This is a genomic window from Confluentibacter sediminis, assembly GCF_003258355.1.
GTDB lineage: Bacteria > Bacteroidota > Bacteroidia > Flavobacteriales > Flavobacteriaceae > Confluentibacter > Confluentibacter sediminis.
This window is the reverse complement of record NZ_QKPO01000003.1, coordinates 137,288-157,570: the sequence shown is the minus strand read 5'-3', so window position 1 is coordinate 157,570 and position 20,283 is coordinate 137,288. Positions and strand designations below refer to the sequence as shown.

Annotated in this window: 18 protein-coding genes; 2 read left to right on the top strand and 16 right to left on the bottom strand. The window is 34.4% G+C overall.

What is annotated here, in order from left to right; all coding sequences use genetic code 11:
• The first annotated feature begins 21 nt into the window (after positions 1-21).
• Positions 22-1,104, top strand: a complete 1,083-nt coding sequence (locus tag DKT72_RS02670) for an iron-containing alcohol dehydrogenase family protein (protein WP_220628067.1) — start codon at positions 22-24, stop codon at positions 1,102-1,104.
• Between the two features lie 163 nt (positions 1,105-1,267).
• On the opposite strand, the gene DKT72_RS02665 is transcribed toward DKT72_RS02670, so the two are convergent.
• Positions 1,268-3,868, bottom strand: a complete 2,601-nt coding sequence (locus DKT72_RS02665; RefSeq protein ID WP_111307179.1) for a zinc-dependent metalloprotease — start codon at positions 3,866-3,868, stop codon at positions 1,268-1,270.
• A 193-nt stretch (positions 3,869-4,061) separates the two neighbouring features.
• Between DKT72_RS02665 and DKT72_RS02660 the strand changes: the two genes are divergently transcribed.
• Positions 4,062-4,790: an NYN domain-containing protein gene (locus DKT72_RS02660; RefSeq protein ID WP_111307178.1), complete on the top strand. Its 729-nt coding sequence runs from the start codon at positions 4,062-4,064 to the stop codon at positions 4,788-4,790.
• 9 nt (positions 4,791-4,799) lie between these two features.
• Here the strand turns inward: DKT72_RS02660 and DKT72_RS02655 are convergent, their stop codons facing one another.
• From DKT72_RS02655 to DKT72_RS02585, 15 genes are all read right to left on the bottom strand, one after another.
• Positions 4,800-5,816, bottom strand: a complete 1,017-nt coding sequence (locus DKT72_RS02655; RefSeq protein ID WP_111307177.1) for a ThuA domain-containing protein — start codon at positions 5,814-5,816, stop codon at positions 4,800-4,802.
• A gap of 24 nt (positions 5,817-5,840) precedes the next feature.
• Positions 5,841-6,827, bottom strand: a complete 987-nt coding sequence (locus DKT72_RS02650; RefSeq protein WP_111307176.1) for a Gfo/Idh/MocA family protein — start codon at positions 6,825-6,827, stop codon at positions 5,841-5,843.
• A 176-nt stretch (positions 6,828-7,003) separates the two neighbouring features.
• Positions 7,004-7,723 carry a YebC/PmpR family DNA-binding transcriptional regulator gene (locus DKT72_RS02645; RefSeq protein WP_111307175.1) on the bottom strand — a complete coding sequence of 240 codons (720 nt, stop codon included), beginning with the start codon at positions 7,721-7,723 and terminating at the stop codon, positions 7,004-7,006.
• A gap of 95 nt (positions 7,724-7,818) precedes the next feature.
• A complete protein-coding gene (locus DKT72_RS02640; RefSeq protein ID WP_111307174.1) occupies positions 7,819-8,115 on the bottom strand; it encodes a 4a-hydroxytetrahydrobiopterin dehydratase in 297 nt (98 codons plus the stop codon).
• A 49-nt stretch (positions 8,116-8,164) separates the two neighbouring features.
• Positions 8,165-9,001 carry a sugar nucleotide-binding protein gene (locus DKT72_RS02635; RefSeq protein WP_111307173.1) on the bottom strand — a complete coding sequence of 279 codons (837 nt, stop codon included), beginning with the start codon at positions 8,999-9,001 and terminating at the stop codon, positions 8,165-8,167.
• 29 nt (positions 9,002-9,030) lie between these two features.
• Positions 9,031-9,948: a glutaminase gene (locus tag DKT72_RS02630; protein ID WP_111307172.1), complete on the bottom strand. Its 918-nt coding sequence runs from the start codon at positions 9,946-9,948 to the stop codon at positions 9,031-9,033.
• Positions 9,948-11,030, bottom strand: coding sequence for a glycine cleavage system aminomethyltransferase GcvT (gcvT, locus tag DKT72_RS02625; RefSeq protein ID WP_111307171.1), 1,083 nt, complete (start codon positions 11,028-11,030; stop codon positions 9,948-9,950). The genes DKT72_RS02630 and gcvT overlap by 1 nt, the downstream gene beginning before the upstream one ends.
• Positions 11,031-11,224: 194 nt before the next feature.
• Positions 11,225-12,463, bottom strand: a complete 1,239-nt coding sequence (locus DKT72_RS02620) for a cation:proton antiporter (RefSeq protein WP_111307170.1) — start codon at positions 12,461-12,463, stop codon at positions 11,225-11,227.
• Positions 12,464-12,560: 97 nt separating this feature from the next.
• The gene (locus DKT72_RS02615) at positions 12,561-13,052 is read right to left on the bottom strand and encodes a CIA30 family protein (RefSeq protein WP_111307169.1); all 492 of its coding nucleotides are present in this window, start codon (positions 13,050-13,052) and stop codon (positions 12,561-12,563) included.
• On the bottom strand, positions 13,052-14,155 hold the full coding sequence (locus DKT72_RS02610) for an aldose epimerase family protein (RefSeq protein WP_111307168.1): 1,104 nt from the start codon (positions 14,153-14,155) through the stop codon (positions 13,052-13,054). The genes DKT72_RS02615 and DKT72_RS02610 overlap by 1 nt, the downstream gene beginning before the upstream one ends.
• A gap of 244 nt (positions 14,156-14,399) precedes the next feature.
• Positions 14,400-15,782 (bottom strand): GH1 family beta-glucosidase, encoded by a 1,383-nt coding sequence (locus DKT72_RS02605; RefSeq protein WP_111307167.1) that lies wholly within the window; start codon positions 15,780-15,782, stop codon positions 14,400-14,402.
• Between the two features lie 21 nt (positions 15,783-15,803).
• Complete coding sequence (locus DKT72_RS02600; protein ID WP_111307166.1) at positions 15,804-17,414, bottom strand: MFS transporter; 1,611 nt, start codon at positions 17,412-17,414, stop codon at positions 15,804-15,806.
• A 183-nt stretch (positions 17,415-17,597) separates the two neighbouring features.
• A complete protein-coding gene (locus DKT72_RS02595; protein WP_111307165.1) occupies positions 17,598-17,834 on the bottom strand; it encodes a CBU_0592 family membrane protein in 237 nt (78 codons plus the stop codon).
• A 4-nt stretch (positions 17,835-17,838) separates the two neighbouring features.
• A complete protein-coding gene (gene thrC / locus DKT72_RS02590) occupies positions 17,839-19,131 on the bottom strand; it encodes a threonine synthase (protein ID WP_111307164.1) in 1,293 nt (430 codons plus the stop codon).
• A gap of 159 nt (positions 19,132-19,290) precedes the next feature.
• On the bottom strand, positions 19,291-20,211 hold the full coding sequence (locus DKT72_RS02585; RefSeq protein WP_111307163.1) for a homoserine kinase: 921 nt from the start codon (positions 20,209-20,211) through the stop codon (positions 19,291-19,293).
• Between the last annotated feature and the right edge of the window lie 72 nt (positions 20,212-20,283).

The window sequence follows — 20,283 nt, the reverse complement described above, 5'->3', positions numbered from 1 at the left end:
TGAAAAAGAAAAACATATTAAATGAATTATAAAAACTTTCCCATGGTACCAAGAGTTGTTTTTGGTAGAGGTAGTTTCAATCAATTAAGTGAAATATTAACCCCAAAACGCTTGAACTTAAATGCCCCATTTATTTTTTTGGTAGATGATGTGTTTAAAAATAATACTTGGATAACATCAAGAATTCCCTTGTCTTATGATGATAAAATTATTTATATATCAGCAGCCGAAGAACCTAAGACATCTCAAGTTGATGAATTAGTTGAAGATATTATATTAACGACCAAAGAACGCCCATCCGGAATTATTGGAATAGGAGGGGGGACGTTATTGGATTTGGCAAAAGCCGTTTCCATCATGCTTACCAATGAAGGAGAAACAAAAGATTATCAAGGATGGGATTTAGTCAAAAATCCAGCCATATACCATGTTGGAATACCTACAATTTCCGGGACAGGAGCAGAAGTTTCAAGAACGACTGTATTGACGGGACCAACGCAGAAATTAGGTATCAATTCAGATTTTACGCCTTTTGATCAGGTGGTATTGGACTCTGAACTTGTTAAAAATGTACCAAAAGACCAGTGGTTCTATACGGGTATGGATTGCTTTATTCACTGCGTGGAATCGCTAAAGGGTTCCTATTTAAATACATTTAGTGAAACCTATGGCAATATGGCATTTCAACTATGTAAAGAGATTTTTCTTGGAAATAATTTAAGTGATGTTGAATCTCAAGAAAATCTCATGATGGCATCTTGGCATGGAGGTATGAGTATTGCTTACTCCCAAGTTGGAGTTGCTCACGCTATGAGTTATGGATTATCCTATTTACTAGGCATTAAACACGGTATAGGGAATTGTATAGTTTTTGATCATTTAGAAGAATTTTATCCTGAAGATGTCGTTCTTTTTAAGGATATGAAAATGAAACATAACATTGAATTACCGCAAGGTATTTGTTCAAATTTAAATGATGAAGAGTTTGATATCATGATTGGTGTTGCTCTAGGATTAGAACCCTTATGGGAAAATGCTCTAGGCAAAAACTGGAATAAAATAATAACACCAAAAAAACTTAAAGAATTATATCAAAAAATGTGATTTCATTCAAGTAATGGCATGAAAATTGAATTTAAATAAGCATAGCAATGAAACATAAAGTAAACAATCATTGTTGTCAATAAAAAGAAACATTTGCTATTAGAAAAAGTAAAAGCTACCATAAAACATGGTAGCTTTTTATTTTATTAAAATAATCACTTTTTTATTTGACTTCTTTTAATGCATTGTCTATTAAAGCTTTTAAATGTTGTTTGTGAGCTCTTGATATCATATCTCCCGATGGAGTTGCCATCATTTTAATAGCATTTAAATTATATAATGCCATGGACTTTGCAGTATTAGTATATCGATCCGTTTGTTTTCCTGTTAATATGTCAATTAAATCATTGGTATATTCCAATTGAAGATTTTGTCTGAAGGAATTCACATTCCCATAAATATCTGCTTTAAAGATAGCATTGTTTAATTCGGACATAAAACTAGCTAAATTGTATTCGTTTCCGTATAATTCAGAATCAGAAATTCTTTGCAATGTGTTATAATGCAATAATTGATCCAATACATTTTTTTGATAGCCCAATACTTGGTCGTGGATTTTAGGATCTTCTGGTAACCTAAAATTAAACCCTCTACGTTGCATGGCCAAATAGTTGTATAAATCGTTTGGGGCACTAAAAGCATCTGGAGCAAACACATACTTGCTCAACGCTGTCATGGCTCTTTTTTGGTCTCTTAAACTAACCGGCGTATAAGGTTTGGTTCCACCTTCTTGACCAGCCATGGCGCGATCGACATAAACACCACCAATAAATTTGGAAATAGTATTTGCTGCAGATCCTTTTTGATTACTTAATATATAATAAACGCGTCTTAATTCTTGATAAGATTCACCGGTTTTAGTAAACCTCATTTTTATATCTTTTATCAAGTCGTTTGATAATTCAATTCTATCTATTGCCCACGCTATCTGGTCATTGGATTGATCGGATACGTTTACTCTTGGATCTATAGCTTTACCAGCAGAACGCATATCATCGGCATCGTTTCCAAAAATATGTTCAGGTTTGGTAGATTCATTTAGTAATGCTTCGCGTTCAGCTTCCGTTTTAAAGGGCTTGTATCCTAATTCAATAGCCCAAAGATCATATGGTCCCACTGCGACATCATCATACTGTCCTTGTTTCGTTCTATCTCTAGTAATGTTTAATGCGGCATAATCCATAACCGAAGCCGTTAAACATTTACCTTTAATAAACTCAGCATCGTTTAACTGATCAGGGGAAAACAACTGACTAGCTTTCATGTTATGATTTAATCCTAAAGTATGTCCAACCTCATGCATGATTAAAGCCATCATGGATTCTTTTTTAATACGTTCCATTTCTAAATCTGTAGCACCAGTAGCTGAAACAACAGCATTTGCAAACATAACTTCTTCATGTAGTTCGTTTCCTAAAAAACAGAATTCGTGGTCACTTCTATGGGAGTTAGAATTGTCGAAAGGCTTATTTAAAGAACTTAATTCAAAAATCTTATCATATAAAACCCGATTGGTAAAATGCACGAACTCAAGCATGATGTCTGCACCTAGAATTTCACCTGTTCTGGGATTTACAAAACTTGGGCCATAGCCACCAAAAGGAGGTTCTGGAGATGATGTCCATCTTAAAACGTTATATCTAATATCTCCAGCATCCCAATCGGCATCATCAGGCTGAACCTCAACAACCATCGCATTTTTAAATCCAGCTTTTTCAAATGCCACATTCCATTGTAAAACAGCTTGTTTTATAGTTTCCCGCCATTCTATTGGGGTTGAGTTTTCTATCCACCAGGTTATGGGCTTAACAGGCTCTGATATAATAGAGTCTGGATACTTTTTAACTAAATGCCATCTATGGATTAAATCTCTGTAAGCAATTGATTTAGTAGATGTTTGATCGTTAACCTCTGTTGTAAAATAGCCCACTCTTGGGTCATCAAATCTTGGTTGATAATCATTATCAGGCATGGCTATCATACTATGGTACACCTTAACGCTGACGTTTCTGCCATCAGCCAAGGCATTAGACCCATTGTTTAGAACAGAAGGAGAGGAATACACATATTCTACTTCTATATTGGTGTTTTCAGGATAATTTTTAATGGCATTAATTTTTGTTTTGGATTTATCTAAATTGCCAAGTTTAAATGCTGTTGGAGAACTGTTAGGTGAAGAGGGACTTTTTACTTGTGAAAACGTTTCATTTAAAAACAAATTATCAGCAGGAATTAGATAAAGCCCTTTGTCTTTATCATAAGCAGCGATTTCTATACTGGCCACATTACCATTGCTAATATTAGCATCTTTTGATTTAGATAACGGATTATTAGGGTCAAAATAAAAAGAGGTATTTTGTGTTATAAATTCAATCTTATTGAAATACTTTTCTATTTTAAATACTTTAGAATCGTCATAAGAGCCCCTGTTCATTCTACCTGCATCCATTATTCCATCAGCTATTTGGCTGAAATAAATATAATCCTTACCAATTTGATCTTCTCTAATAAGTATTAGCAAAGATCCCTTGATAGTGTCTTGGTAAATTTCAAATAAACCATCCATTTTTTTACTTGATTTTACAAGCTCTTCAATGGTTTTTTCCTTCTCTTTTTTGGAACTAGCAGTAGTAATTTCTGTTTGACCTTCCTTCTCTTTTTTCTTTTTTTTGGTTTGTGCTTCTGAAAATTGGAATGGAAAAAATAAAAGTAATACAAAAGCAACACAAGTTACTTTGTGGATTTTTAAACAATAAGATGTCATGTTAAACAACGATTTTAGGATATAATCCTGTTAGTAAATTTGAATTAGTCGCTCTAAATATATAAAAAAATTATTAGCATGAAGTAAGGTTCAATTTTTAAAAGATTGATTATTTATTGTTTAAAAAGCATTTTCTATTTATTATTTATAATAACTGAAATTTTCCCTACCAAATTTCAGTACCTTTATAACCATGATTAAAGACATAAAAATAGCCGTCTTAATAGATGGTGATAACATCCCTTCCAAGTACATCAGTGAAATGATGGAAGAAATCACAAAATACGGTACTCCAACAATAAAACGAATCTATGGAGATTGGACAAAGCCTCATTTATCTAAATGGAAAAGTGTTCTTTTAGAAAATGCCATAAGTCCCATGCAACAATACGGTTATACCGTTGGTAAAAATGCCACGGACTCTGCCATGATAATCGATGCAATGGATATTTTATATTCAAGTAAAGTAGATGCTTTTTGTTTGGTGTCTTCTGATAGTGATTTTACTAAACTGGCAACACGTTTAAGAGAAGCAGGTATGCATGTTTATGGGATAGGAGAGAAGAAGACACCGGATCCATTTATTGTAGCTTGCGATAAATTCATTTATTTAGAAATATTGGGATCTTCAGATGAAGACAAAGACACTAAAGGAAAAAGCAAAAAAGACAATTTATATAATATTACCCCCAATGTCATTCGACTTTTAAAAAATTCTGTGTCTGATGCCGCCGATGAAGACGGATGGGCTTTTTTAGGGGATGTGGGGTCACTTATTATAAAAAAGCAACCCAACTTTGATGCTAGAAATTTTGGTTTCGAAAAATTAACACCTCTTTTTAAATCTTTAAATCAGTTTGAATTAGAACAGAGAGATCAGCCTAATGCTAGGTTTAAGTTGATTTATGTGAAGAATAAATAGTTTTTAAAATTATTTATTCCATTTTCTAATACTTACAGTATCTTCTGTTGGAAAATCTTCGGGAATTTTCTGAGTTACTTTTCCAGTAGCTGCCCATTCACTTCCGCGTTGTAATGTTGTAATAAAGCCAACACATTCCATAGAATAATCCATGTGACCTAAAATGGTATGAAAAATGCGTCCTTTACCATAATCAATAACCATTAGGGCTGGCTCATGTCTTCCTGTTCTTCGTTTATCAATAGAATTATCTGAATAAGCGGTTGCAAGAACCGTCATATCTTCTGCTGTTCCGCGTAAACGTTCGTATAATTCATCTTTATTATGTAACCATACCTTAGGAAGTCCTTTCATGATAGGATGTTCTGGCGCACGAGTTTCGATTAAGAATTCATGTTGAGCACCATGCGAACCTGCACCTCCTTTAATAGTATCATGGACTTGTTGATTATCATCATTGTAATAAACATAAGGGCCTGTTTTTTCGTTTCTGCCGCCCCAACCACCAAGACCAATCATTTTATTGAAGGCATCCCATTCGCCCCAAGAATTATCTCCTGAATGAATGACTACAAGTCCGCCACCTTCAAACATATATTTTTCAAAATTAGATTTGGTCTCTTCAGGAAGATCGGTTGCTTGCCAACCAAAATTAGAAACAACTAAATCATACTTTTTGAAATCTGGATTAAAGTTGGGATCATAGGTTGGTTTTGAAACAATGGTTCTTTCTACGCCATCATTCAAAGGGTATAATGTAACCAGTTCGTTTTTATCGTTAACTCCTTCTACCTTATCATAAGCATTACCCAACAACAAGAATTCTTTTCTATAAACATCAACCTCAAACAAACCCGTTTGTTCAAGATAATCTTTAATCATAAAAGTTGATTTAGGCCAAATACCATGATTGCTTTCACCATCAATAATAAGTGCTTTTAATTTTTTAGACAGGCTTTGCGAATGTCCAACATTAAAGTTTAGTAAAGCTATTAAAATTATGAAAAGGGTTCTTTTTAATGTCATTGTATGGTTTGTTTAGTTAGTAATTTATACTTTCCCAAGTATTTTATCCATCACCCAACTAGTGTGTAATGCCGTCTCACCCGTGGAAGGATGCGTAAATGCATCATTAAATAAAGCATGCTTTAAGTTTTCCACATGATTTATTTGAATGTGTTTTGGGTTTTCTATAAAAATTTCTTCAGTGTTGGTATCACTTTTTAATAGGATGGGATGATCCTGAAAAATGGGGAATTCAATCTGACCTTTGCTTCCATAAATAACAACATTGTCTTCATAACTATTACAACCAAAATTCCATGTTCCGGAGCCTGTAATACCATTTTCATGAATCCAACAGGCTGTTATGGCATCTTTGGCAGTATAGAGTTTTTGCTGATTTAAACTGATACCCTTTGCATCTTTAATATTTCCTAAAAGAAACGTGAATAAATCAAGACCGTGGCTAGCTAAATCATCAAAATAGCCACCATCTGCAATGTTTATATCCGTTCTCCAATTATAGTCACCAGACACATCTGTTGCACTCGGATATTTATTTAGTTGCCAAGAGATGTGGCGAACCTCTCCAATAAATCCCTCATCTAACCATGCTTTTACTTTAAGAAATCTGGGCAAAGAACGCCTGTAGTAAGCAACAAACAGGGGCGTGTTGGTTTCTTTAAAAGCGTTATAGATTGCCAAACTATCTTTATAACTAGGCGATAAGGGTTTTTCTATACAACAAGGCTTATTGACTTCGGCAACTTTTAAACCATAGAATAGATGTGTATCTGGAGGTGTGGCAATATAAATAGCATCAATATTGGGATCGTTAATTAGAGCATCTGCATCGGTATAATATGTTTCTATGTGATGTCTATTGGCATAATCTTCAGCTTTTTCCTTATTTCGTCTCATAACAGCGCTTAATTTAAAGCCATTTGTTAATTGATAAGGTGGGCCACTTTTAATTTCGGTAACATCTCCACAACCAATAATTCCCCAATTAATAACTTTTTTACTCTCTAGCATTATTTTAATATATTGATTATATATTGTTTTTAATTTAATAGAAATAAAATCTATATAAAACGTTCAAATTTAATCAAATACTTACATAACTCTAGTAAATAACAGAGCTTACGTTATAAAAAAAGAAAAGACCACCAGTTAACTGATGGTCTTTATAAATATATCAAATACAAAAATTAATCTTCACTTTCCTCCATAGTGTGATACACGTTTTGAACGTCATCATCATCATCCAGTTTCTCTAAAAGTTTTTCAACATCAAGAACTTCTTCTGGTGTTAATTTTTTTGTGACCTGAGGGATTCTTTCAAAACCTGAGGATAGTATTTCAATACCCTTTTCCTCTATTGCCGCTTGAATTGCTCCAAAACTTTCAAAAGGGGCGTAGATTAAAATACCATCTTCGTCAGCAAATACCTCTTCTGCACCATAATCTATAAATTCCAGTTCTACTTCTTCTGGATCTAATCCTTCTGCATTGATTCTAAAATTGCAGGTATGATCGAACATAAAAACCACGGAACCAGATGTACCTAAACTACCATCACATTTATTAAAATAGCTACGGACGTTGGCCACGGTTCTGGTATTATTATCCGTTGCCGTTTCAACTAATATAGCAATGCCGTGTGGTGCATAGCCTTCAAAAATCACTTCTTTATAATCACCTTGTCCCTTTTCACTCGCTTTTTTAATAGCCCGTTCCACATTATCTTTAGGCATATTTACTGCCTTGGCATTTTGTATAACGGCTCTTAAACGCGAATTTGCAGCTGGATCTGGACCACCTTCTTTTACAGCCATAACAATGTCTTTACCAATACGAGTAAAGGCTTTACTCATGGCAGACCAACGTTTCATTTTACGTGCTTTTCTAAACTCAAAAGCTCTTCCCATAATCTTATATTATTATTCCTGTAAACAGGACAGTTGTTAATGATTACTGATTTTTAAATTTTCGCAAAGTTAAAAACCTTCAAATCAAAAACAAATTATTCTTCCTCATCTGGTTCAACAATACGTTCAATAGCTTCAGCCAATTTAAAATCTAAATCGGTGACACCCTTCGCACTGTGAGTTGACAAAGAAATGGTTAGTACATTATAAACATTAGACCAATCAGGATGATGATTAAGTGCTTCACATTCAAAAGCAATCCGACTCATAGCACTAAAGCAATCTTTAAAATTCTCGAATTCGAATTCTGCATGAATGGCATCATCATAATAATCCCAATCAGGAAACCGTAATAAACGTACTTTTATGTCTTCTTCTGAAAGTGTATTCATCTTTTTAAATTTTAAGTGTTATTGTAAGTTCACAATTTAATAAATATAATCAATTATACTTTAATTCAGATATTATTTCTTGGCTTACTAATTGTAAATGTTTTGGTAACAGATTGTGTTTTGGCAATACAGCTAAATACCTATCTTCATTGGTAGTGAATACTTTTTTATAAATGGCTTTATTATTTTCGTCAATTGAATCTATAATTTCTTTAATAAAATCATCATGATGCACCAAATCATTACTTCCTAAATGAAAAACACCAAATTTATTACGGTTAATAATGTAATGGATTTGTTGGGTTACTTTAGAATCATTTGTAACGTTAATAATTAGATTAGGAAACACTTCAACTGGCTCATTATCTTTTAAATTTTGTAAAACGTCCAATATTCGGGGAGATTGCGCTCCAAAAACCATAGGAAGCCTTAAAATAGTGGTTTGCTTTTTAGGTAATCTTAAAAGCATATTTTCAATTTTTATTTTGAAATGTCCATAAATACTATGGCTTAATGTTTTATCGTCTTCGTAACTTGGATATTTGCTGTAAGCGTCAAATACATTGGCTGAGGACAAAAAAATTAACCAGGTTTTATGTTCCAAAATATATTCTGCTATGTGTTTGTGAGCTATGACTTGCGCTGAAAAATCACCTCGTAAAGCTGAAATGATAATGGTTGGTTTAACAGCTTCCAAGATTTCATAAATATCATCTTCTTCAACAGCATACTGAAAAAAATGTTTGTTCTTTTCAAAATGTTTGTTTTGGGTATGATAGGTTCCAAAGGTTTTAAAATAGGAGCAGAGTTCTTTATAAATGGCACCGCCCAAAAAACCACTGGCCCCTAAAATTAATATGGTATGTTTATCTTCCCGTTTAATCATTCAGCATTCTTATTTAAAGCCATAACGTACTAAAAAATAGATAATTTTGTTTTAGAGGTAAATTGCTCTAAAGCAGTCATCCCTAATTGCGAATTACCTTTTTTATTTAACCCAGGAGACCAAGTTGTAATGACAAATTTATCTGGCAGCAAAGCTACAATACCACCACCGACACCACTTTTACCAGGTAAACCAACCTCAAATGCAAATTCTCCAGCTTCATCATAAAAGCCACAGGTAAGCATGATGGCGTTTATTCGTTTTATTATAGATTCATTAAGGCGTGCTTTGTTTAATAAGCAATGACCTTTATTTGCAAATAAGTAAAAGGCTTTCGTTAATTGTTTACAAGACATCTCGATGGAACATTGATGAAAGTAAAAATCCAGAACCTCGTCGACACTGTTTTCTAAATTATTAAAAGACTTTAAGAGATTGGCCGCTGCATAATTTTTAAAGCCCGTTATTTTTTCAGAATTAGCTACATCTAAATTGAAATTTATAGAATCATCATCCGCTAAATCTCTAACAAAATTGAGAAAGTCTTCTTTTGGATTTTTTAAATTGGAGATTAAAATATCAGCAATAACAATCGCTCCTGAATTAATTAAGGGATTTCTGGGAATCCCATTTTCAATTTCCAATAATGCTAATTGATTGAAAGGATGACCAGAAGGCTCTACATCTACCCGTTTTAAAATGTCATTGCTCACGAAACTAGCAGCTTGCGCCAGCGCCAATACTTTAGAGATACTTTGTATTGAGAAAGGCTTATCAAAATCACCCACACCATATTCATTGCCATCTAAAGTTCTTAAATGAATTCCGAAATGATGCTTATTGATTTTTGCTAATTCTGGAATATAAGATGCGACCGTTCCCTTATCATCAATAGCGGTTACTTTTTGATGGATTTTATTTAGAATGTGTTCAAAATCTATTCGCATTATTTTTTATAAAATGGCAATTTTACCACCGTAGCAGGTACAGCATTTTTACGAATTTGGATATATATGTTACTTCCAATCTCTGAAAAAAGAGTAGGTACATACCCCAAACCAATACCTTTATTCAAGCTAGGTGACATGGTACCGGAAGTTACTTCTCCAATTTTATGACCGTTAGCATCTACTATATCGTAGCCATGACGAGGTACGCCACGTTCATCTAATTCGAAAGCGATTAATTTACGTTTTGGCCCCTGTTCTTTTTCAGCCTTTAAAGCTTCAGAATTTGTAAAATCTTTAGTGAATTTGGTGATCCAACCCAAACCAGCTTCCATAGGTGAGGTCGTATCATCAATATCATTTCCGTAAAGGCAATATCCCATTTCCAATCGCAAGGTGTCACGGGCCGCCAAACCAATAGGTTTTATGCCATAAGAAGCTCCGGCTTCAAAAACTTTGTCCCAAATTTGTTTGACTTCGCTGTTTTTACAATAAATCTCAAATCCGCCACTACCAGTATATCCTGTTGCCGAAATAATAACATGCTCAATACCTGCAAAATCACCTACGATAAAATGGTAAAAATCAATAGCTGCTAAATCATGACTTGTTAAAGATTGCATTGCTTCCACTGCTTTTGGGCCTTGAATAGCCAACAGGGAATAGTCATCACTCAAATTACGCATGGTGGCACCTACATCGTTTTTAGATTGAATCCAATTCCAGTCTTTGTCAATATTACCAGCGTTAACCACTAATAAATAGGAGTCATCTTTAACCTTATAAACAATTAAATCATCTACAATACCACCTTCTTCATTTGGTAAACAACTGTATTGTGCTTTGCCGATGGTTAATTTGGAAGCATCGTTGCTTGTTACTTTTTGTATCAATGCCAAGGCATGGTCTCCTTCAATTAAAAACTCTCCCATGTGAGATACGTCAAATACGCCAACGGCATTTCTAACAGTGTCGTGTTCGGCATTGACACCTTCATATTGCACAGGCATATTAAAACCTGCAAAAGGGACCATTTTAGCTCCAAGAGCTTCGTGAGTTGATGTTAAAGCGGTATTTTTCATTTAAAATTATATGTGTTTTTGAATTCCAGCGCAGGCGGAAATCCTATTATTTTTTAACGAAAACAAAAGTATTGAAATTATATGGATTTGTTTTTTAAGAGTGCGTTAAATTGGGAGTGTGGGATTTTGGATGGTTAAGGAGTTTTATTTATCAACTTAATGATGTGAATAGTTTGAATATATTATACCAGATGTTAAACAGACTTATTTTTAAGTACCGCTATATTTCTAGCACCCTTTTGTGCAGAAAAAGTCGCAATGGTACAGGTTACTAAAATCATGACAATAGTGCCATTTAAAATAGTTTCATCTAGCAATCTAATAGGTTCACCCAAACTGGTCTTTCCTATAATAGTATTATATCCAACCAATACCGCTGCTAAGGTTGCTGCGGCTTGCGCATTACTCAGTCCGAAAATAATGCGTCTTTCATCTCTGGAAAAGTGTAATGATTTTTGAGTGATCCAAGCGGCTATAAATTTGGACGATGTGGCAATCATTGTCATAACCATCGCCACTTTTATGGTTTCAAAATCGGTGAAGAAGGCTCTGTAATCCACCAACATCCCCACGCTGATAAGAAAAAAAGGAATGAAAATGGCATGTCCTACAAATTCCACTCTATTCATTAAAACAGAATCGTTGGCTATTAATCTATTCATTGCCAAACCCGTTAAAAAAGCACCGATAATACCTTCAATACCCGCACTTTCAGCCAAAAAAGCTCCTAGAAACACGATGGCAAGTACAAAAATATATTGAGAGATGCCATCATGATAGCGCTTTAAAAACCATTTGGCTATGATAGGAAATACAAACATGGTTATTAAAAAAAAGACTATGATATACAGAGATAATTTTAACCAAAACATCAAATTAACATCTCCTTTTTCCATTCCAACAATAATGGCTAAAACCAATAATGCTAAGGTATCTGTAATAACGGTGCCACCCACAGTAATATTTACGACCTTAATTCTATTAACTCCCAATGCACTTAAAATGGGGTAAGCTATTAAGGTATGAGACGCGTACATACTCGCTACTAGAATAGAGGAGGGTATGGAGAGTTTTAAAATATAAATACTTGAAAACGTTCCTAAAATCATGGGAATTACAAAGGTTAGCATACCGAACCATAAGCTTTTAGATCGGTTTATTTTAAATTCTGCCAAATCAATTTCTAAACCTGCCAAAAACATAATATAAAGCAAACCAGCGGTACCAGATAGAATGATGCCACTATCTCTCAATAACAAATTAAAACCGTTCGGGCCCACAATGGCACCAGCAATAATAAGTCCTAAGATGTGCGGAATTTTTACCTTATTTAAAAATATAGGCGTTAATAAAATAATAATAAGTATGATAAGAAACTTAAGAATTGGGTTAACTATGGGAAGCTCAAAAACCAGCAGAGGCATTAAAACCATATCTTATCATTTTATAATGTAAAGATATATAGGAAATGGTTATGATATGTATGCTAAAATTAATTTTAAGTAAAATTATGGATTGTTTTTAATCGCTCTAGAATAATTCCATTTTGTCTATAACAAGTTTAAAGTTTTCTGCTTTTTTGTTTCCTATTAAAAACCCTATGTCTTCAATAGAATCATTTGAAAAATTGGGTTGATCGAGCTGTTTGCCTCGAAACCAAGGATACATATCATTTAGAGGAATTTCAATGGTTTGCCAGATTCCAGAAGTTGAAAAATATGAGATATAAGAATAATTATCTTCTGTGTCTGACTTTATTCTGAATTGATACTTTTTGCCATCACCAAGAAGTATGATACGGATTTTAGTAAAATGCTTTACTTCTATTTTTTCAAACCGATAGCGTAAAGATGAGAACCCGCCATTATTTTCTAATGAAATATGACCTTCGAAGATACCAAAACCTTCATCATTTATTTTGAAGCTTCCAGAGGATTTACCTCCCATAACTAAATCGTTTACCACTCTCCAGTCTTGAATATTGGATTGAGGAGAGAAGTCAAAAATGGTATGAAAATTCATTAATCCTTTTTAACAGAAAACTTATAAACGGTTCTGGATTTATAAGGTTTGTCTGGTGTTAATACTGTTGAGGGAAATTGTGAGTGATTTGGGCTGTCAGGATAATGTTGTGTTTCCAGTGCAAACGATGACCTGGAATTTTCAGGCATCGTGCCAGTTTCCTTAAATTGATTCCACGACCTGCTATTTCCTGAATAAAATTGTAAACCGGGTTCGTCGGTAAATACTTCCATATAGCGGCCACTTTCGGGAGAATAAACTGTGGCTGCTATTTTTGCATTCGCATCCAATACATAATTATGGTCGTAACCTCTAAACGCTACCTCTTCGAACATACTGCCTATGCGCTCACCAATGGTGTGTGGGGTGGTAAAATCAAATGGTGTATTTTTTACAGACTTTATCTCGCCTGTTGGGATGCTCGTATTGTCAACAGGAGTATAGTTACTGGCATTAATAGTTAACACATGGTCTTGTATAAAACCTTTGCCAGTACCATTCAAATTAAAATAAGCATGATTGGTAACATTGATAATCGTTTTTTTATCGGTGGTTGCTAGATAATCAATGATAATCTCATCCTTGTCTGTCCATGTATAAGTAACAGCCATAGTAACCGTCCCTGGAAAACCTGCTTCCATATCGGGGCTTATATAAGTAAATTTAACTACATTCTTTTTTTTAGTCGTTAAAATCTCTGGACTCCAAACCTGTGCATACCACCCTTCTGGTCCTCCATGCAAGGTGTTTGGTTTGTTGTTAATAGGCAAGTTATACTCCACACCATCGAGTGTGAATTTTCCATTGGCAATTCGGTTTGCGAAACGCCCCACAGTAGCACCTCCAAAAGCATCTCCTTTAACAATAGTTTCTAGAGTTTCGCCACCTGTTGTTATATTTTCAATAGTACCTTGTTTATCTGGTACCTCAATTCTAACAATTCTGGCGCCATAATTGGTAAGTTTTAATATATGCCCTGATTTGTTTTTGAGCGTAAAAAGAACAATCTCTTTTCCATTATGATCTCCTAAAACTTCTTTTGTGGTTTGTGCCAAAATAATATTGCTTATTAATAAAGTAACAAGTATGAATGCCTTTTTCATGTAAAATTTAGTTTGCTAGTTTGATGATGTTTAATAAAAGCTGTGGTACATTTTTATATTTTAATCTTTGTTGATGTCAGTCAGTTCAAATGAATTTCAAACTTTTTCTGTTTGAAATTAGTATCGAGAACAAAATTTTTATTCAGGAATGGTTACGATACAAAATTCTGAAAAAGAATCTCATTCAAACAGATATACAATATCGTTATAAGTATCAAAATGCACAACGAGTTTAACATATTTATCAAATATCAGCACTATTGCATTTTATCACATCACTAAACCAATCCGCTGATTTTTTAGGAGTTCGCTTTAAAGTATTGAAATCGACATAGTGTAATCCGAAACGTTTCTCATATCCAGACGCCCATTCAAAATTATCCATAAAGGACCATGCAAAATAGCCTTTTAGTTTTATACCTTCATCAATGGCTTCTTGACAAGCTTTTAAATAGCCCTTATAAAAATCTAAACGTTCCTGGTCATTCACTTGTCCATTAACAAGTTCATCATTGTAAGCGCAGCCATTTTCGGTAATATATATATCTGGCTTATGATAACGTTCATCTATCCAGGCTAGCATTTTTTTACAGCCCCAAGGAACTACGGCCCAATTCATTCCTGTAAGTTTCCATTTTTCATCTAAAGACAAGTCAACATCTTGATCTTCAGAAATCCCTCCATTCCCATACACACTTTGCTCTTTTTTAGTGCCGTCATTATGTGCTGCATACATGGTTGTATAGTGATTCAATCCAAAGAAATCAGAAGTGCCTTGTATCATAACTTTTTCTTCAGATGTAAATTCAGGAAGTCTATTACCCAACCTTTCTTTCATAGATTTTGGATAATCTCCTTTATAAATAGGGTCTGCAAACCAGGCTAAGAAAAATTCGAGAGCTCTTTCGGCAGCTTGTTTATCGTTTTCACTATTAGTTAGAGGTTCTCTCCAATCACAATTATTGGTAATTCCTATGTTGCCATTTTGGTAGCTATATTTTTCTCTGTAAATATGAACCGCTTTAGCATGCGCCAATATAAAATGATGGCCTGCCAAGTAAGGCTCAGACGTTGAAACTCTGCCTGGTGCAAAAACTCCTTGCCCATAGCCCAAAATAGAGGCTACCCAAGGTTCGTTTAAAGTGATCCAATTTTTAACGCGATCTCCAAAATGCTCAAAACATACATCGGCATACGCAGCGAAATAATCGGGCAGGGAAGCTCCTAGCCAACCATCATCTTCTAATTGTAAAGCCAAGGGTAAATCCCAATGGTATAAAGTAACCCAAGGTACAATATCAGCCTTAATTAATTCATCAATTAAAGCGGAATAGAATGCAATACCTTCTTCATTTATAATGCTTTTGCCCGTCGGCATGATTCTTGCCCAGGCAATTGAAAATCTATAGGCTTTGACGCCCATATTTTTCATTAACTGAATGTCATCCTTGAATTTATGGTAATGATCGCAAGCAATCTCACCAGTTTCTCCGTTATGAGTTTTTCCTGGAATATTTGAAAAGGCATCCCAAATAGAGGGCCCTTTGCCACTTTTTAATGCTGCTCCTTCAATTTGGTAGGAAGAGGTAGCTGTACCCCATATAAAATCGTCTGGAAATGTTTTCATTTGTAAACAATATAATATGAATTAATCTACTGATTGCGCTAATCGTTTGGCATTTAAATCACTCGTAATGAGATCCATTTTTGTTTTATCAAGGGGATATAATAACATAATGCCAGCTGCTCCAAAAGCAATAATAGCAGGTATCCAACTCATGAGCATAATCATGCCAGGAATAGCGCCTTCAATGGCTACGGCATCTTGACCATTATAATGAAATGATGACAGAACAAAACCTATAATAGCTCCGGCTATACCACCTCCAAACTTGGTCGCTAATGAACCCGCAGAATAAATAAGTCCTGTGGCTCTTCGTCCATTTTTCCATTCTGAAAAATCTGCTGCATCGCCCAGCATTACGAATAATAATGTTGGGAACATGGCAGAAGCTGCTTCAGAGATAATTCCTATTATAAAAATAGCGGTTACATCTTGGGGACCACAAAAAACAAACAGGCAGTTAACCGCTGCGGAAAAAATCAAGGCATATATGAATAATTTTTTCTTCCCCCATTTTCTACCTAAAGGAGCGACAAGCATAGCGCCTCCAATAGATGCCAACGTTAAGGCAACCATAAAACTGGCGGCTAGTAGCTCTTTATGCAAGTAATGCGCAAAATAAATGACAACGATACCTTGTTTTATAGCTGTATAAACGTTGAACAACAAACCTATAACAAGTAATACTGCCCAAGGACGGTTACTAAAGAGCTGCTTTAAATCTTTTTTAATATCGCTTTTCTGATTTTTAGGAGGTTTTACTCTTTCTTTTGTAGTTAAAAATGTGATGATCATAAAAATAGCCAAGAAAACAGAAAGGAGATAAATAGATTTGCTATAGCCTTCTTTTTGATTTATGACGGTGACATTCTCTGTATTTAGATTGTTAATATCTGAAACAATAAATTGATATGTTTTATTAGCTTCCATTGGAAAACTCTTGCTTGAGGTCGCTTCTTGATCGGTATTGTTCGCATCAACCCAAGTGAACTTTCCAAGGCCATTATCAATTTTTATACGAGCACTTTCAACATCTATGGGTGCTTTAACAGTCACTTCATAATTTGAAGTATCTTGTATACTGTTTACCTGTATTTCAGGATTCACATTTCCAAAATACAGCACCAAATAAAGCAGAGCACCTTGAACGAGCATACCCCCCGTAAAAGCACCAACCATACGATAGGAACCAAGAGAGGTCCGTTCTTTATCATCCCCAGTCATCACAGCCATAAGGGCTCCATACGGGATATTATTGGCTGTGTAAATAAGTGTGAAAATAATATAGGTTACATAAGCGTAAATGATTTTGTTCTGTTCTCCTAATTCTGGAGTTGTGAATAGAAGAGATAAAATAAGAGCGAGTGGAACCGCAGTCCATAAAATCCAAGGTCTAAATTTCCCATATTTGGAATCGTATCGGTCTCCTATTATACCCATGAGGACATCGCTAATACCATCACTAGAACGTGCCACCAACATGAGTAATCCTACGGAAATAGGGTCAATACCAAAAACGTCTGTATAAAAAATGAATAAAAACGTAGAAACACCTCTCCAGGCTATGTTTGCTGCACCATCACCAAGTGCATATCCAATTTTTTCTTTTAACGAAAGTTTTTTAGCTATTTCCATTTAAACATGCTGTTTTTAAAATTTGTGCCGAACGAAGTTAGCAGAAATTTTAACATAAGCAAGCATAAATGATTTTTGTAAGAAAATTTAAGTCCATAAAAAAGTATTGTATTTTCAAAAACATCAACAATAATGGACTCTGATAAGTTGTTTACTGGTAATAATTTAAACTTAAAAAAAGTATCAGGTTTTTTTCAAATTCAGTAATGAATACAAAGACACTAAAGTCCATACACCTTCTAAAATAATAAAAGGCCAATATATCAATAGAATGGAGGCGATACATGCCATGGCCGCACCTATAAGATTCAATAATATGAATATTAGATTTTTAGTGGTTACTTTACCTGTTACATTTAAAAAATAGGCGAGCAGTATTTGAGAAACACCTATAAATCCAATCCAATCCGTTAGTCCCATATATTTATTTCAGTAAATAACTTTTCAAATCTTCATAAGTAGAAATTGTAACAGCTACTTTTTCTTTCCCCATAACAGATTGTATTTGCCTAGGAAGTGGTTGCTTTTCTTTAATGACTTCCTCTACCACATCTAAGAATTTAGTAGGATGTGCTGTTTCCAAAAACACACAATGCGACTCTGGGCGTTCTTTTAAATAGGTCTTACAACCTAAATAACCCACAGCACCATGCGGATCTGCCACATAGTTATAAGTAGTATAGATTTCTTTTAAAGCTTCTCTAGTTTCATCATCCGTAAAGCTATAAGAAGACACATTATCTTTTAAAAATTCAAAGTTGTTTTTATAGATTTCTTGAATACGAATGAAGTTACTAGGCGCCCCAACATCCATAGCGTTGCTAATGGTTTGAACCGATGGTCTTGGCTCGTATAACTGTGAAACCAAATAACGTGTCACTACATTATTGGCATTGTTGGAGGCAACAAAATGATGTATTGGTAAGCCTAATTGTTGAGCCATCATACCGGCACAAATGTTTCCAAAATTACCACTTGGCACCGAAAATACGATGTTTTTATACTTATTATGTAGTTGTTTGTAAGCAAAAATAAAGTAGAATAATTGGGGTAACCAACGCGCCACGTTAATAGAATTAGCTGATGTCAATTGCATTTGGCTTGTTAAACTGTCGTCTAAAAAAGCCGTTTTCACCATTGCCTGGCAGTCATCAAACGTGCCATTAACTTCTAAAGCAGAAATATTTTGACCTAGCGTTGTTAATTGCATTTCTTGAATATCACTTACTTTTCCGCTAGGGTAGAGGATGACTACTTTTACACCTTTAACTCCTAAAAATCCGTTGGCTACAGCCCCACCAGTATCACCGGATGTCGCAACTAAAACAGTCACTTCTCTATCATTTCCTTGATTAAAATAACCTAAACATCGTGCCATAAAACGGGCCCCAACATCTTTAAATGCCATCGTTGGGCCATGAAACAATTCTAATGTAGATATGTTTTCATTTAATTCCACAACAGGAAAATCAAAAGACAAGGTTTCTTCTATAATTGTTTTTAAAACATCCTCCGGAATCTCAGGTAAAACAAATTGTTTGATAGTTTCAAAAGCAATTTCAGAGTGTGATAGATTATCAATGCTTTCAAAAAACTCTTGTGATAAAGGTGTGATGCTTTCTGGAAAGTATAATCCTTTATCTGGAGCTAATCCTTTAATGACTGCATCTTTAAAAGATGTGTTTGGCGCTTTATGGTTTAATGAGTAATAGTTCATATTTTTTAATTGACCGATGACTGAGAACGGATGCTTTATTTAATATTTTTTTTAAATGCATTCATCATATTCATTAGATGAAAAGCTCCATCATAGAATTCAATAAATTTTGTTTCATTAATATAGTTTCTTCTTTTAGCCTTAAATAAGTCTTCCGTCTTATAAAATTTTAATTCCTTCCACATTAATTTTAGATACATGAATATCAAATTCAATATCTGTTTTCGAATATATATTCTCCATAGCATCTTTCACATTGTTAGCTATTTCAATACTCTTATTTAATGAGAATATTGAAGGTCCAGATCCCGAGATGCCACAGCCCAATGCACCTGCTTCAAGCACAGCATTTTTCACTTCATTATAGTAGGGAATCAATGTACTTCTATAGGGTTCAATAATAGCATCATGAAGAGATTTTTGCATCAATTCATAATTATTGGTATGCAAGGCATGTATTAGGCTTCCAACATTTGACCATTGTATGATAGCATCACTTAATGGAATATCTTTAGGTAAAATAGCTCTCGCTTCTGAGGTTTTTATTTCGATTTGCGGATGAATGATGGTGGCATACAAGTCATTTGGAGTAGGTATTTCTAATATCTCTAACGGTTTTATACTCTTTACCAACGTAAAGCCACCAAACAAAGCAGGGGCAAGATTATCGGCATGCTCACATTTGCTAGCCAAAGCCTCACCTTTTATAGCAAATTCAGTCAGTTGTGTCTTATTATATGGCCTACCCAAAAGTTCGTTCATACCAAAGACACTTCCTACGGCACTGGCAGCACTACTACCAATACCACTTCCAGGTTTTATGTTTTTGTAGATTTCTATTTCGAATCCGCAATCAGGTTTCAAAGTGTTATACATAGCAAGAGCAGACACCCCAGCAACATTTAATTCTGCCTCATAAGGCAAATCGAAACCTTCAATTCTAGTGATATAAATGCCTTTTTTATCAATTTTTCTAATCACCATTTCATCACCCACACTGTCTAAACAGAATCCCAATACATCAAAACCACATGCTACATTTGCAACGGTAGCCGGAGAGAATATTTTTATTTCATTCATTTTTTATAGATAATAGAAAATAGATACTAGAAGAAAGACTAACTATAGATTCTTTATTCTTTTTCTCTATTC

What these genes read in the sequence shown, in the direction of transcription:
- DKT72_RS02670 (WP_220628067.1), top strand. Translation starts at nt 22, where the DNA reads ATGAATTATAAAAACTTTCCCATGGTACCAAGAGTTGTTTTTGGTAGA.
- DKT72_RS02665 (WP_111307179.1), bottom strand. Translation starts at nt 3,868, where the DNA reads ATGACATCTTATTGTTTAAAAATCCACAAAGTAACTTGTGTTGCTTTT.
- DKT72_RS02660 (WP_111307178.1), top strand. Translation starts at nt 4,062, where the DNA reads ATGATTAAAGACATAAAAATAGCCGTCTTAATAGATGGTGATAACATC.
- DKT72_RS02655 (WP_111307177.1), bottom strand. Translation starts at nt 5,816, where the DNA reads ATGACATTAAAAAGAACCCTTTTCATAATTTTAATAGCTTTACTAAAC.
- DKT72_RS02650 (WP_111307176.1), bottom strand. Translation starts at nt 6,827, where the DNA reads ATGCTAGAGAGTAAAAAAGTTATTAATTGGGGAATTATTGGTTGTGGA.
- DKT72_RS02645 (WP_111307175.1), bottom strand. Translation starts at nt 7,723, where the DNA reads ATGGGAAGAGCTTTTGAGTTTAGAAAAGCACGTAAAATGAAACGTTGG.
- DKT72_RS02640 (WP_111307174.1), bottom strand. Translation starts at nt 8,115, where the DNA reads ATGAATACACTTTCAGAAGAAGACATAAAAGTACGTTTATTACGGTTT.
- DKT72_RS02635 (WP_111307173.1), bottom strand. Translation starts at nt 9,001, where the DNA reads ATGATTAAACGGGAAGATAAACATACCATATTAATTTTAGGGGCCAGT.
- DKT72_RS02630 (WP_111307172.1), bottom strand. Translation starts at nt 9,948, where the DNA reads ATGCGAATAGATTTTGAACACATTCTAAATAAAATCCATCAAAAAGTA.
- gcvT (WP_111307171.1), bottom strand. Translation starts at nt 11,030, where the DNA reads ATGAAAAATACCGCTTTAACATCAACTCACGAAGCTCTTGGAGCTAAA.
- DKT72_RS02620 (WP_111307170.1), bottom strand. Translation starts at nt 12,463, where the DNA reads ATGGTTTTAATGCCTCTGCTGGTTTTTGAGCTTCCCATAGTTAACCCA.
- DKT72_RS02615 (WP_111307169.1), bottom strand. Translation starts at nt 13,052, where the DNA reads ATGAATTTTCATACCATTTTTGACTTCTCTCCTCAATCCAATATTCAA.
- DKT72_RS02610 (WP_111307168.1), bottom strand. Translation starts at nt 14,155, where the DNA reads ATGAAAAAGGCATTCATACTTGTTACTTTATTAATAAGCAATATTATT.
- DKT72_RS02605 (WP_111307167.1), bottom strand. Translation starts at nt 15,782, where the DNA reads ATGAAAACATTTCCAGACGATTTTATATGGGGTACAGCTACCTCTTCC.
- DKT72_RS02600 (WP_111307166.1), bottom strand. Translation starts at nt 17,414, where the DNA reads ATGGAAATAGCTAAAAAACTTTCGTTAAAAGAAAAAATTGGATATGCA.
- DKT72_RS02595 (WP_111307165.1), bottom strand. Translation starts at nt 17,834, where the DNA reads ATGGGACTAACGGATTGGATTGGATTTATAGGTGTTTCTCAAATACTG.
- thrC (WP_111307164.1), bottom strand. Translation starts at nt 19,131, where the DNA reads ATGAACTATTACTCATTAAACCATAAAGCGCCAAACACATCTTTTAAA.
- DKT72_RS02585 (WP_111307163.1), bottom strand. Translation starts at nt 20,211, where the DNA reads ATGAATGAAATAAAAATATTCTCTCCGGCTACCGTTGCAAATGTAGCA.